Genomic DNA, 13,596 nt, shown 5'->3' on the forward strand with positions numbered 1-13,596 from the left:
ACATTTTAGTAGCCAAAAAGACCTGCAACGTCCTGTTTGGCTCGTTTCTTTCGTTTCTCGACCGTTCCCGTGAGTGCATCCGGCGCATCATCGTGCTTGTTCTTTCCTATCTTCAAATAACCATTGATTGCTTTGGCAAAGTCTGGAAATAACTTCACCCAACCTTGTGGCATGAAAGTAAGATTTTGAACGGCTGCCGAATTGGAATAAATGCGAATATCCTTGTTGTCTGTCTGGTGAAACCACTTGAACTTGGTTTTCATGTTTTCCATAAGTCGGCATTGTTTTTCAACCGCCCGTGAAAATCCACGACCACCGTTGTTTGATTCAACAATACATTCTTCAACCGTGTGTCTTGTAAGCAACCGTGCAAGTTCTGGTTCGGTGTATTCCATTGGCTTTTGGGTGTACATGACATCCACAATGTAGTTTCCGACCTCTGTTTCATCGTAGATGATTGCACACAAGTAGTCGGCGCCCGTGTCGGCGGTATCCACATACGCTTTTCGGATGCAATACTTGGTTGCCGGTCTGATACCATATTCTACAAATCCACATTCATACATAAGCCCCTCGACCGGCTTGGGGTCTTGTTGGTATAGTGAATCAAACACATGTGGGTTTCTCAATCGTATGGATTGCAGCTTTTCAAGTGAATGCCTTTCCGCCCAAAGTGCTTCACCCTCGTTTCTTGGGTCGTATTCTGTCGGCGCACCCTCTTTGATTGCCCTATAAATGACAACAACCCATCCATTTGGGTTTTCAATAGGGTCGTAAATTCCTTGTTGGCGCAATAGAGTACCCGCCAAATCATCTTCATGCCAACGTGTGAAGACAATAAGTTGTTGGCTGTCATTATGCAAGCGTGTTTCCGCAACTGTGTCATACCAATCGGAAACGGTTTCACGGACAACCGGCGACCATGCCGTTTTAGCATCTTTGTAAATATCATCCATTATCAACACATCGACCGGTTCACCTGTCAATGCGCCGCCAACACCAACCGTCTTGAAGCCACCACGATAACCGACAATCTCACATTCATCGGCGTTTCGCAACCACGCCCCAGAAACATTTATGATATTGTTTGTATTTAGACACGTATTTGGGAATATCTCATGGTATTCAGGTGAATCAATGATGCGTTGGATTTCACGGTTGAATTTACGCGCCTTTGGTGCGTTGTATGATACAATGGCAACCTTGGTGTCTGGTCGGTCGCCGACAATGAATGCCGGTAAACGTCTTGTTGAACCCTCTGATTTGCCATGTTGTGGTGGCATGAACACCATAAGTTTCTTTATCTTACCATGTGCAAAATCGGTCAATTTAGAGTAATAACGAACATGAAAGTCTGCCGGACTAAAAGTCGGCATGGTGGAAAGAGTGAAGCGCAACAAGTCCTTTCGGCTTTCTCGAAGCAAACGTTCATGCAACATTTTTGCATATAAAATCTTTTCTTGCATATTTCTACCACTTAGATGTACTTCCAATCAGTTTTTCAAGCATTCTTGGCAATTCACGTTCAGCAAGGTGTTCGGCGGATGTTATAACATTGAACCCTTTTGCTTCCACATACAAGGCGTAATTCATTCCGGCGGTAACTACAAGGCAAACGCCTTGTGGATTCTCGCTTCCTATCTTTTTCGCTAATGCTTCACCGGCTTTTACACCCTCTGAACCCGTTTTCACTTGGTCATAAACCGAATGTATTGCCATCCCGTTATGGAAAACCATGTATCCGATTGAAGACCGCAAGTTTCCCGTTTGGTCTTGATAACTACCATTCAACCGTGCTTCGGTTAAGCACTTTTCACCAAGCATCTGCAAACACCGAATTTGCTTTCTTTCGATTTCATCCAAAAGTTTTTCAAAAGACTTTTGAATATCTTGACGTGTGAAATTTGGTTTTATTCCCATAATTGTATAAAAGGGACACGGCAAAGTATTTTCAACAATGCCGTGTCTTGCTTAAATTAGATGTTCATTTTTGACATTACTTCATCAAGTTCATCGGGCAAAAGACTTGCTGCATTAACGTTTTCAATTGCTCTCCTTAATTCCGCTTCTTTGTAAGTAGCGGCACGGTTGGCATCCATAAATTCTTTGCAAACATGAATGTCATCACCCGAATTGAATCGTTTTGCTCTCAATTCTTCACGCTTTTCTTGAAGTTCTTTCAATTGGCTTTCCAATAATATAACTTCATTCTTTGCAGATTGAATTTGTTCTTTTCTGCGCTGCTCTCTGTCGAAATAATTTTCTTGTACCATAATTAAAAATTTAAAATTGTTTGTGAAAATGTATGTAATCAAGTCCTATCTTTTTATAAACATCTGATATTTAACCCGATATATCTTTTTGCCATAGACGGATAAGGACTTGAACCATCCAATTAATTTCTATGTGATATTTGATACCAACCGCCATTGTAATAGCGCAAAACAAGGGTGTCGCCGGTTGCCATTTCGATGTATGAAACCGTACCACCATTGTTGTTGTATATCTGTCCACCCGTTTGGCTTGTTACGCGGATTTTATTACTTACACCGGTCGGAATGGTGATGTGAACCAAGAATGACACGGCGATATTCCCGACCTTATTGGTTACTTGCGTTTTTGTTGGTAAACGAACCGTAAACGTAGCCGATGGAATTGATGTAAACACGAAAGAATGTGTTCTATCGAAAGACACTTCCAATATATCATTGTATGCTTGCCCAATGTACTTATCATCAAACAAAGCATGTCCGCCGACACTAAACATGTTGCCGCTATTCCAAAGAGAACGTCTTGTGTACCAATAATCCATGTTATCATTCGGAAATTTTGCACGTGTATAAAGTGCCGTCCCGGATGAATAGGAATTGTTTTCCATGTTCAATTCATGTCTTGCCAAACACCGCATTCCACTTGATGCCGGGAAAACGTTTGTTCCTATCCCTGTCCAAGAATAAGCATCCGAGAACTTCAACAATGAAGATAGTATTGAAAGACCAGCATTTGAACCGCCCGCATCAGATTCGGCAACACCAATTCGCCCGGAAGCAATTTGAAAACCGCCAATGTATCCAGATAAGGCGTTTATAATGCCCTCAATTGTAGCTTTTGAAGCAATAACCGAACCATCTTGCAACACCCTGAAAGGTGCGGTCGCTCTATTTTCAAACGAAGCACCCGCCCAAATTCTTATGGATGTTGCTGCCGTTCCTTGTCCTGTGATACCCGCCAAGATAGAACCAGAAGAACCCGCCAATTGAACCGTCCCGGACGTTACAATTCCGCCATCAATGGTTGTCTTTGTGTTATCATAATGCACGGCAATTACCCAATCATTTGCGTTGTAACTGCCGGACGTTCTTTTTGTCGCACATCGGCGCAAATCCACTCCATTCACCCAAAGGTCGCCAATATCATAAGGTGGATATGGTGTTGAAACAAACACACGCCGCTTGCCATCAGCGGTGTCTTGGGCGGTACTTGCCGCAGCATACGCATCAATTGCCTTTTGGTCTTCAATTGTTGTCCATGAAAATGTTGTTCCACTTTTAGAATATCGCTTCAACAACTTTGTACTACTTGAATACCACATATCGCCAACATGCTTATCCCTTACGGCTGTCGTTGTCCAAGATGTTGACGGGTCGGATGTTTGAAACCACGTTTCAATTTTTCCATCAATTTGAGTAACCAAATTGTTTATTTGGGTGTTATACGTTCCATTGATAAAAGTGTTCAAACCTGAATCATCCGTATATTTTGAAGCAAGTTCCCAATCGCCGGAAGAATAAGACCCTGTCAATCTGGTGGTTTTGCATCGGTATATTCCACCGCTTGCCCCCTGAACCCAAAGGTCGCCAACTTCATAAGGGGTTGTTGGGGTGGTGGTGAATATACGGTTCTTGTCCTTTGCCAATGCAAGTGCTTCGTTTGCCAATGCAAGTGCTTGTGCCAATTCTGAATCCTGCAATTCTTGCCACTTGTACGTGTTGCCCTCTTTAACCCATCGCCAAACCTTTCCGGTTGCCGTGTTATAAAACAAGTCGCCAAGATGATTTTCTTTGTCGGCTGTGGTTGTCCATGTATTCGCCGGTGCATTGCTTGTGGTCGGGTCGTATGTTTCAAAGAATTGTTCAATTTGACCATCCAATTGCGCTTGAATTTCCGAAAGAATACCGGGCAATGTGTTGTTGATAAAATCCTTTGATTCAAGTGATTCTTGCCCCAATTCTTCAAGTGTCTTTTCTTGACCATTTGACGTGAATACAATTCGACCGCCGATTTCGGAATTGTCCAAATCAAAGTAAGTAGTTCCATCAGCCGATTCAATGCGCCCGGTCTTGATGAACCGACCGTTTATCATGGTGAACCCATACGACAAGGCGATTGAACGGACACCCAATTCAATATCAACCGAATTGACCACGCCAATCCAGAAATGATAAAAATTGGCATCTTGTTCAACTTGGATTTGTTCGGTCGAAAAGATGATTGAACCGGCATCACCTGAGCGTTGACATTTTGCATAAATGTAGTACGGTGTTGTGTCGCCCGTCAATGTGGTTTGGTTGTCTGCCAATATCCACGAACGCGCCGAATCTTCATCAATAGTGTAATGTGTCAAGACACCGCCTTGAACACGGATAAGATTCTTATTTCCGTTGTAGTTGGGTTGCAACACCGTATTTGTCAGTCCGAACTGCATGGACTTTGCACCGACCGATAATGCGAGCGTATCAATTGAATTTGGCTTGATTTTTTCGGTGTAATAGTCGCCCTCTGGGTCAAATACCATATTCATCAATTCACGTGAAGAACGCCAATTTGCACGCGCTTGTGTCGGGTCTTTCAGGTTGTTTATGGTTATAATCTTATCAATGTCGATAAGTTCCGAAATAACCCTATTTGTTACGCTTTTTTCAACCGTATCTGATATTGTAAGGGTGTAACTATATTCATGCAACAAGTCGCGGGAAAACGCACGAACACGAACCGATTTGTCCACGTCAATATCATCATCTTTCACCGGTATGTAGTCGCCGACCATGATAAGATTGCCGGTTGTTCCACCTCCGACCATCTTTTCAAGGAAAGTTTCGGTGATTGATAAGCCATATTGCACTTTTGGTTGGCAATTCTGGTCGTAATACGTTTCACCCTTGTTTGCCAAGTCGTTTTCCGCTTCAACTTCGTATTCTTCCGGCAAGGCAACGTCTAACAACTTGTATTCGTTTCCAACACCGAATTGAAATGCGGCTGAACTTTCGCTTGGGAATACATCACCACGTTCATCGGTAAACTTTACCAATGTGAATGTCTTTGTTGCATGGTCGTATTCATGCACATCAAAGTCATATCCGGCAAGGTTTCCCGTATTGAAGTGAACTTTTGCCGACACGCCGTTCAACAAGTATTTGGTTGTAACGCCGTCCGCTTCTTTGGCATTCAAGTCAAACATGGAATTGTCAACGAACTTCAATACTGAATCGCCCAAAGCTGTAACCGTTCCGGTTCGTCTTGGAAACACATCTTCAAAATACTTTTTATCTTCCCAAATGCCATATTTTGCAACGGCATCAGCCTTTTCAATGTATGATTGTGCTTTCGTCTTTCCCGGAAGACAAAGGCGTTGCGCACGGTACTTGTTTGTGATGTTCTTACTTGAACCATACACTTTCAATCGTGTAACTATGTTTGCCGATGATACGTTTTGACGGTCAAGTGCATAAAGTCCTTTGCCTTTCCCATACTCAAACGTGAATGGGAATGTTTGCCCGGACTTTCTGAAATGGATGATATAAACACCGTTTGATTGCTCGATTTCAAATTCATAACCGAATTGTTCACACAGCATTTGAAGAACCGACAAGCAATTGTCCGATTCACCAAACACCAAGTTCACGTCTTCAATCGTATCAGGACAATCACCCAACCGCCACTTGCCCGGCATCACCCTGTTAGCATTTGAAACAAGGACGGTTGCAAATCGGCGCAAATCACCAATCAGGGTGTCCGCTTGTACGTCTTGCAACTGATTGTTGGTTGTGTCAATGGTCAAGTCATACGTTGCACGCATCAAGTCGTATTGGATACCCTCAAATTCAAGGTCGTATGAAAATCCAAAGTTTCCTGTTTTCTTCACCTTGGGCAATCGGTTCATCTTGTAGATACGCCCGAATATGGTAATGGAATCACCAATGCCGTATTCTTGTTTGAAAGGTGATTCGACATTGATGTTCACAACATCTTCCGCAAGCAAAGCCATATTTTGCTTTGCCGACTTGATTTTTGTTGCGGTTCGCTTGTTCTGCATGGGAACAAGTGAACCATCTGGTCTTGTGATTATAATTTGCTCCATATTTTTTATTTATTGTGGAATGCAATCATTCAATGAATTTATCAATCTACGTTCAAGTTGAATTTGCTTCATGTTCTGATACAGTAATTCAAAACGCTTCGTGTTATCTTCTTTTTTTGCATTTTCAATCATTGCTTTTTGTTGTTGATGTTCTGATTCCAACTTCCTATACATCTGTTTATATGATAGATTCATTTGTGCAATCCACATATCCATGTCATTATTTGCATAGTATTTTGATGCCTGTACACTAATATCAATCATTCCTTTTATATGCTTATAGTCAAACAAATGAACCTTTTGAGTTAGAGATAATAAAGATTCAATGGTAAGCACTTTAAGAATATTGGCTTTTCGGAATGATATTTCATTCAAATTGCTGTAAATCACATCATTTTTGTCTATTTCCAATAGAATGAAGCGAATGTTGTTGGCATCAGTACAACACGATATAAGCAATCGCAAAAACCAATCAAATCCCTGTGTGAATAATGGCAAATAAATCCCATATATCCCGTTGGGACTTGTTTCTTGGACACTATGTGCCTTGAAATCCCAATTGCTCACACAAAACATTTCGTTTGGATTTGTATTTGAAATACGAATAACAAACCGCCTGTTTTCTGGATGTATAAAGAAGTGTTTATTTTTAAAGACCATCATTGTGATATGTGGTATTGAATAAATCAATGTTTTCGGCAAAAAATCGCCCTTTGGATGTTGCCATTCTATTAGGGGCAATCACAATCCCGCAACGCCCTAAATCCAATCTATCGGCATCAAAACAAGTGTCAATCGTCAAGTCGCCAACGCGAATTGTCGTTGTATGAAGTTCACATGCTGCCATCAATTGCAAAAACTCATTATTGGTCAAGTTTTTAAGCAACGTACTTCGTAAACTTTCAATCATTTTAGCGGCACGAATACCATGTTCAATGTCCCGTCCATCGCTTTCCCTACAAGCATCATGGAAATAGGCGAATAATTTGACAACGTATGGGTTCACGCCCGGTTGTGCCAAAATAGAACCATTTCGTTCCACTCTTTGCCAATGTGGAAGACCGTGTAAATCGCCCAATTTATAACCCTTGGTAACAAATTCAATTACTTTGTCCATGTCAACTTTATAATGGACGGTCGCCTTTCTTTGGAAAATATTTTTTAAGTTCATATCAATTATTGTATGTTATTATGTTGTTTAACTCTGTCAATTTTGAATATGTCGTGTGTAAATCAGCGGATTACAAATGAAAGTTCAAATCCTACACCGACAACAACCCCTATTTTGAAACCGTATTCATTACTTTTCAAGTCTTCTTTCAAGTTCCACAATACGCGCGTCCAATTCATCATCGGATAATTGCCCGAATAAATCTTTGCTATCTTTCCCGGTCAATTCAGTTCGTTCAACATACCCCCTTTCCTTGCCTTTTGTCTTCAAGAAAAATTCAACCGCCCGGAAGCGGACACTTTCATTCTTGGAACGCATCAAGGAATGCAATCCCTCTTCTGCGATGTCGAAATTCTCTTCCAAGATGTCATCCAACAATTCAGGTTTTTTTTCGGCACGTGCTTTTACGGACTGTCTTGTGTATGGAATACCAAAAATCTTTGTGATTGCCCTTGCCGTTCTGGCATACAATCCGGCATTCTCTCGAAGTACAGTCCAAAATTCTTTATCTGAAAGTCGTTTTTTTGCCATATCGTCAGTTTTTGTAAAGTTATCCCTTGATTGATTTGCATAACATTTGCAATGTTTCAATCAGCTTTTCAGCTTCATTCTTTGTTATCCCAACATCAATATAGCCGTTCAAACTGCCAAATTCATGTGGTTCTTTATCTTCGATTGAGCCTATTAAGAAGAATATTTTTTCTTCTTTCTTTACGACTTTTTGTGTTTTGGCATCTATCGTTTTTACGGGTGCTTTTTGCACATAAAACGTAACATCTGATTCGTTTTCAATCGTATACACTTCTTGTTCTTTTCCTTTTTTCATCTTGAAATTATTTTTAGTTGTTATTTTTTCATTGACCAATACACACAATGTTCACTATCTATCATCAGAAAATTTACGGGAATATTCCGCGCATGTACTTCGTTCACCATCCTTTCAGAAATTGAGGGTGAAACAATTACAATTCGACCATCGCGCCGATTGAACTTTTGTATTGCACCCATAGCCGTGAACGATTCTAAAACCGCCGAAAAAGGCAATCCATCATTTTCAGGTGTACACACTTCACACATTAAATGTGTTTCAACATCATCTTCATGTACAACTGTGTGGACTATCACAAGATTTTCTTGCCCTTTTAGTTCTAAATCTTTTTGATAAATGCCGGTTACTTTACCCCAACCGCATTTTTTAGAAATTTCATGGATATTTGTTCTAATCCATTCCACAAATTTTTGTGGAGTTCCGACATATTCATATATCGGCAATTTGCTTTCATTTTCCATTTTTGTTGATTTTATATTTATTCGTCCCATATATCATTCACGCTTTTGGGCGAACCGCCCGCCGGGGCTTTGTCATTATAGTTGCCCTCTGCAATCTTCACCCAATTCTTTGGATTCTCGAATACCCAATCAAAAGTTGCTTTCCATCCGTTCTTGTTGTCGCCACGCAAAAATTTCGACTTTTCCATTGACTTGAAAATGTTTTCAAGCAAAGCCAAATCAAACTTCATTTCTTCAAGTCTAATTCTGATTTTCTGTTTTCTGGTATCCGATAACTTGATAATTCGCGGATAAGACGGGCAATTTGTATGGTACAATTCAATGATTGCTTTGAAATCTATGTTTTTGCCCTCTTTTTTGCCTCGTGGCAAACTTTCTTGGTATTCGTGGGTACTTGGTTCAGATGAACCAAAACCATTACTTAAATCATCATTCTCTATATTTTCAAAGGAAGAATCGAAATCATCCGAAAAGTCATTTTCGGACATATTCTTATAAGAATATGAATTGTTATTTTCATTATTATTCTTATTTCCTTTATTGTTTGGGTCTGTCTGTGGCTTTTCCGTGGACTGTTTGCGGTCTGTCTGTGGCTTGTTCTGTGGTTCTGTTTTTTGGTATTCTTCATAATTACATATTGTAATTAAGGAAGTTACATTGTTTTTTTGTGGCTTTATTTGCCCCTCTTTTTCAAGTTCAACCAAGAACCGTTCAACTTTACCCCTTGACCATTGCCAACGAGAAGCCAACGTCCGGGAACTTGTTCCAAGCTGTCCACGTTCCACAATCACCTTGTTGCCCCTTACATAGAAATATCCTTGCTTGTGATTTGCAAGCAATAGCAAGTCAATCCATGCTTGTGTCCGGGTGAATGGTTCAGACAAATACATGGGATTGTCCATAATCTTTCTATGTAAGCTAATCCAACCGTCCATCATACTTCCTTGGCATTGCTTGTGTTTAAGGTGTATACAACCAACCCTTGCAAATTATCGCAATGGAAATGAATTGCTTGTAGCACCCACCAACAAGCTGCCGTCCTTAATTTGTTTGATTTTTTTGCTCTCATGGCAACAATTATTTTTAAGATGAATAATTCAAAAAAACATTGTTGCGAAACCCTTTTATTGCATAATCCGGTGTTGCGTGTCCGAATTAAGGTTGCCATGAACGCTTATTGGTCAATCCAAAATTCCTTAACCCGCTTTCGTTTGCTTACCTTTACCCATCGGTCTTTCACGGGAATCCCATACTTGTTCCGTAATAAACTGATGTACTTCGTTAAACAAACCGTGTGGTTTGAGAACACCGCATCCAATGTTGTGAGAATTTGCCCCGATGCAAGGGCTTCATAAACACATTGTAGGTCTGAACCCGCTTGTGTTCCCGGCAACGCTTCCGTTGCCGAAAGATGAACTTGATTGTTTTTTTCTGATTCCATACGAATTGAATTTGAAAATTAACGTTTACCTTTTCTATTAGCCATACCCGCAAGAACTTCATCCGACTTGAAAATCAGAATCCGCCCCCACTGTGTACAAGGAAATAGTTTTTGATTCTTTATTTTCTGCGCGGTAGGCACTGAAACATCTAAGAACTTGGCTAAGCCACTAATTCCACGAATCAAAGTTGTTTCTTGTTCTTGCTTTTTGGCTTCATGTGTTTCACGTTCTGCCAAAGTTGCTTTCACAACGTCATTTACAACTTCGTTCACATACTCCTTTATTGTTGCTTCTAAATTCATATTGATAAACTATTTGTTTGATGCAAATTTAGGTCGCTTATATCAAACTATTTAATATTGAACAATGAAGATACGTTTGAGTTATTCACACTTGGGTTCAGATTTTCAAGCAATTACCATACAAGCCAAGGGGCGATTTAATAAGTTTACTAAATAGAACAACTACTTTGACCGGAGATAAACATTCAAATTTGAACCATAAAAAAATCCGCTCACATGGCATTACCCTTGTGGCGGACACATTTTTTTGTTTCGGATTTTATCTATTGTTTCAAATAAACGCTTTCGAGTTCATTTTTCATTTCTACATATTGAGAACAACACAACAAATCATCATGCAGCTTTAGGGCATGCAATATGTTACTGTGGCTTTGATTTAAGATTTTTGCTATATGGTTCTTTTTGATTTTTAGATGCTCAAAGCAATAATGACAAAACAAACTTTTTGCAAAAAATTCTTCATTTGTACGTCCCTTATTTCGGTAGAAATCAAACCCATATCCCAAGCGAACATGTAAGCAATTCCGTAATTCCTCTGTTTTATCAAAGCTGTCATAAACGGGTGATGGGTTTTCGTATAGAACCATCTTTTGCATTGTTTGCATGATTCCCCTTTCTGTAATGCAATCGGAAGACTGAAACCAACCATCTATCAAATAGATGGCATCACATGACAGTAAGAGTTTGAACCATTCGACAACATCTTCTTTTGGCAACTCCGATATATCTAAGAACCCCAATTCATAAGAATTGAAGACTTCGCATTGTGTGGTTGCTGATAAAAGTTCTTCTGCCTTGTGGAATCGTTGTTCCACGTCAATAGCAACCCCACTTGTATTCCCGGATATGTATATTTTCATTTCATCGTTGTTTTAAGTACAAAGCACCATCAATAATTGACCCGATATATTCCATCTTGGAAATATCAATTCCTTTCATTAGTTCCGGCACTCCCGGATATACGGCGACAAAGACCTTGTTTTCCTTGACTGATTGTTCAAGTAAGTTGTAAACCTTTTTAATATCCCCTATTGCAATTGGCAGTAGGGATATTATACTTGAATATTCCTTGTCCGGATGGTCGGTGGTGAAGTAATAAAACAACGCTTCACCGCTCAACTTTGTGTAATCGCTTTTATTTACTTTTTCCATCCTTCAAACCTTGAAATTTCATAGAAATTAATGCTTGCATGAACTTGACTTGTTCGGACTTTGGAAGTTGATTCATACAATCAACGGATTTTTCAATATCACCGCGCCGTTGAAATAACATTCCTAAATGAGATATTGCCAATTCTCTATTATGGCTTATGTTCTCTAAGTATTCATCCTTGACCGGAATGTCAAGTGTTTTTCGTTCTTCATCCGTTATGTCATAATCAAAAACGGTTTCTTCGATTTCATCATGGTCAAGAAGATTCATAAATTCTTGTTTGGCATCCATATCCATCTTAACATAATTCATCATCATTTTTGATGTCGTGTGTCCCGTGATAGCTCTAATAACTTCCGGCTGCCATCCGCTACGCAAAGCATAAGTTACAAAAGTTCTTCTTGCAACATGTGATGACATAAATTCATATTTGGGTGATTTTTCCCTTGTTACTGTATTTCCACATTGTTTCACTTTTACCCATTCTTCATTAAATCCGGCTATTTTGCCCAGTTCTTTTAATTGGTCATTGTATTTTTGATTTGAAATGCTTGGGAAAACCCGTTTTTCTAATTTGGGATATTTAGCAACAATCTTTTGAAGTGTCTTATTCATTGGGATTTTTATATGCTGATTGGTCTTTTGGGTAACAATATCAATGCGACCATCTGCAATGTCTTTCCATTCCAACTTGTATACATCGGAAAATCTTAGTCCTGTAAAACAGCAAAATAAAAACATATCACGTGTACGGTCAAGCGCACGGCGTGAAATCTCCAAACGTTGCAAGGTCTTCAATTCTTCGTTTGTCAAGGCAAATAAATTGGTATTGTTGCTTGCGGATTCGTCTTTGAATTTTTGTTGGTAGTTCTGGTATGTCAAAACCCGGTTATAACCCATTTGTGTTGCCCAATTTAAGAATGTCTTAATGTCTTTCATCGACTTGTGAACGTAAGAATTTGAAAGGTTTTTCCCAATCAAATATGATTCAAACTTTGATAAGAGTTCTTCCGTAACATCTTCAAAGTATAATTGACGTTTGAAGCCCTCTAAATGTCGAATCATAGTTTTGTGTTTGGTCAATGTTCCTTTCTTCCATTGCGCCCGGTTTGGGGTGTCTTTAAGTTCCTTTTCACGCAAATCAACAAGCATCTGGTAATATTCAAGCAATGTTTTACGGGACATTGTTTCTTCGTCTAATTCTTTTTTTAGTTCATCCCGGACATTGTTCTTTGTTGGTGGAATGCCATTCACGTCCAAACGATTAAACACGTCTTCAACAGCTATTTTAATTCGGCGCAACCGTGCATTTATTTCCGATGCGCTTTCACCTTTTAGATTGAAATTATTTTTCTTGACTTGTTGGACACGTACACCATCCACAACTTTATCAATCCATTTTTCGGCATCAATTCGGTGTCCCGTAAAATAGAATATTCGCATGCCATTAAATGTAATGTCTGCATTGATTGGCAAATTAGTTGTTATCAACTTACTTTCCTTGTCCTTGGGGTTTTCTCGCCTTTTTTCCAAGCGAAATTTGATTCCATACTTGTACTTTTCCATACGATACGATATTTATATTGTTGTTGCTGCATACAAAAGTACATACAATTTTTAGTTTAATCAAATTTAATCCGTTTAAATCAAAAAATATCTATTTTTACTAAATATCTGTTTATCACTGTGTTTTACGTGCATTTGCAATGCAATTGCATCAATAATTTTAATGTGTTTTATAAAACGTTCAAGTCCCTCTCTCTCCGCTAAGCCGAAAGGCAAAATCAAGCAAAGCACCGTAAATCAAACGATTACGGTGTTTTTTCTTTTCCGGCAGTTAGCAAAAAAGAGCGAATTTGAGCATCTTAAACCTGCAAAAT

The 13,596-nt window shown here is 39.4% G+C and carries 15 protein-coding genes; all 15 read right to left on the minus strand.

Features of this window, described 5'->3' with window-relative positions; genetic code table 11:
• Positions 1 to 5: 5 nt before the first annotated feature.
• On the minus strand, positions 6 to 1,466 hold the full coding sequence (terL, locus tag D0T50_RS03495; protein ID WP_163222030.1) for a phage terminase large subunit: 1,461 nt from the start codon (positions 1,464 to 1,466) through the stop codon (positions 6 to 8).
• Between the two features lie 4 nt (positions 1,467 to 1,470).
• The gene (locus tag D0T50_RS03500; protein WP_163222032.1) at positions 1,471 to 1,920 is read right to left on the minus strand and encodes an HK97 gp10 family phage protein; all 450 of its coding nucleotides are present in this window, start codon (positions 1,918 to 1,920) and stop codon (positions 1,471 to 1,473) included.
• Positions 1,921 to 1,976: 56 nt separating this feature from the next.
• On the minus strand, positions 1,977 to 2,273 hold the full coding sequence (locus tag D0T50_RS03505) for a hypothetical protein (protein WP_163222034.1): 297 nt from the start codon (positions 2,271 to 2,273) through the stop codon (positions 1,977 to 1,979).
• Positions 2,274 to 2,395: 122 nt separating this feature from the next.
• Entirely contained in the window at positions 2,396 to 6,358 is a 3,963-nt protein-coding gene (locus tag D0T50_RS03510; protein WP_163222036.1) for a phage tail protein, read from the minus strand.
• A gap of 9 nt (positions 6,359 to 6,367) precedes the next feature.
• Positions 6,368 to 7,021 (minus strand): hypothetical protein, encoded by a 654-nt coding sequence (locus tag D0T50_RS03515; protein WP_163222038.1) that lies wholly within the window; start codon positions 7,019 to 7,021, stop codon positions 6,368 to 6,370.
• Positions 7,008 to 7,529, minus strand: coding sequence for a hypothetical protein (locus tag D0T50_RS03520; protein ID WP_163222040.1), 522 nt, complete (start codon positions 7,527 to 7,529; stop codon positions 7,008 to 7,010). Before D0T50_RS03520 ends, D0T50_RS03515 begins: the two co-directional genes overlap by 14 nt.
• A gap of 129 nt (positions 7,530 to 7,658) precedes the next feature.
• The gene (locus tag D0T50_RS03525) at positions 7,659 to 8,060 is read right to left on the minus strand and encodes a hypothetical protein (RefSeq protein ID WP_163221327.1); all 402 of its coding nucleotides are present in this window, start codon (positions 8,058 to 8,060) and stop codon (positions 7,659 to 7,661) included.
• A gap of 19 nt (positions 8,061 to 8,079) precedes the next feature.
• Positions 8,080 to 8,355, minus strand: coding sequence for a hypothetical protein (locus D0T50_RS03530; RefSeq protein ID WP_163222042.1), 276 nt, complete (start codon positions 8,353 to 8,355; stop codon positions 8,080 to 8,082).
• Between the two features lie 20 nt (positions 8,356 to 8,375).
• Positions 8,376 to 8,849 (minus strand): hypothetical protein, encoded by a 474-nt coding sequence (locus D0T50_RS03535; RefSeq protein WP_163222043.1) that lies wholly within the window; start codon positions 8,847 to 8,849, stop codon positions 8,376 to 8,378.
• A complete protein-coding gene (locus D0T50_RS03540) occupies positions 8,837 to 9,757 on the minus strand; it encodes a hypothetical protein (RefSeq protein WP_163222045.1) in 921 nt (306 codons plus the stop codon). The genes D0T50_RS03535 and D0T50_RS03540 overlap by 13 nt, the downstream gene beginning before the upstream one ends.
• Positions 9,758 to 9,993: 236 nt before the next feature.
• Positions 9,994 to 10,260, minus strand: a complete 267-nt coding sequence (locus tag D0T50_RS03545; protein ID WP_163222047.1) for a hypothetical protein — start codon at positions 10,258 to 10,260, stop codon at positions 9,994 to 9,996.
• 18 nt (positions 10,261 to 10,278) lie between these two features.
• Positions 10,279 to 10,563: a DUF3853 family protein gene (locus D0T50_RS03550; protein ID WP_163222049.1), complete on the minus strand. Its 285-nt coding sequence runs from the start codon at positions 10,561 to 10,563 to the stop codon at positions 10,279 to 10,281.
• 263 nt (positions 10,564 to 10,826) lie between these two features.
• Positions 10,827 to 11,423: a DUF4406 domain-containing protein gene (locus tag D0T50_RS03555; protein WP_163222051.1), complete on the minus strand. Its 597-nt coding sequence runs from the start codon at positions 11,421 to 11,423 to the stop codon at positions 10,827 to 10,829.
• 1 nt (position 11,424) lies between these two features.
• Positions 11,425 to 11,715 carry a hypothetical protein gene (locus D0T50_RS03560; protein WP_163222053.1) on the minus strand — a complete coding sequence of 97 codons (291 nt, stop codon included), beginning with the start codon at positions 11,713 to 11,715 and terminating at the stop codon, positions 11,425 to 11,427.
• On the minus strand, positions 11,699 to 13,282 hold the full coding sequence (locus tag D0T50_RS03565) for a site-specific integrase (RefSeq protein ID WP_163222055.1): 1,584 nt from the start codon (positions 13,280 to 13,282) through the stop codon (positions 11,699 to 11,701). Before D0T50_RS03565 ends, D0T50_RS03560 begins: the two co-directional genes overlap by 17 nt.
• Between the last annotated feature and the right edge of the window lie 314 nt (positions 13,283 to 13,596).

Source organism: Bacteroides sp. 214 (genome assembly GCF_010501015.1).
Lineage (GTDB): Bacteria > Bacteroidota > Bacteroidia > Bacteroidales > Bacteroidaceae > Bacteroides.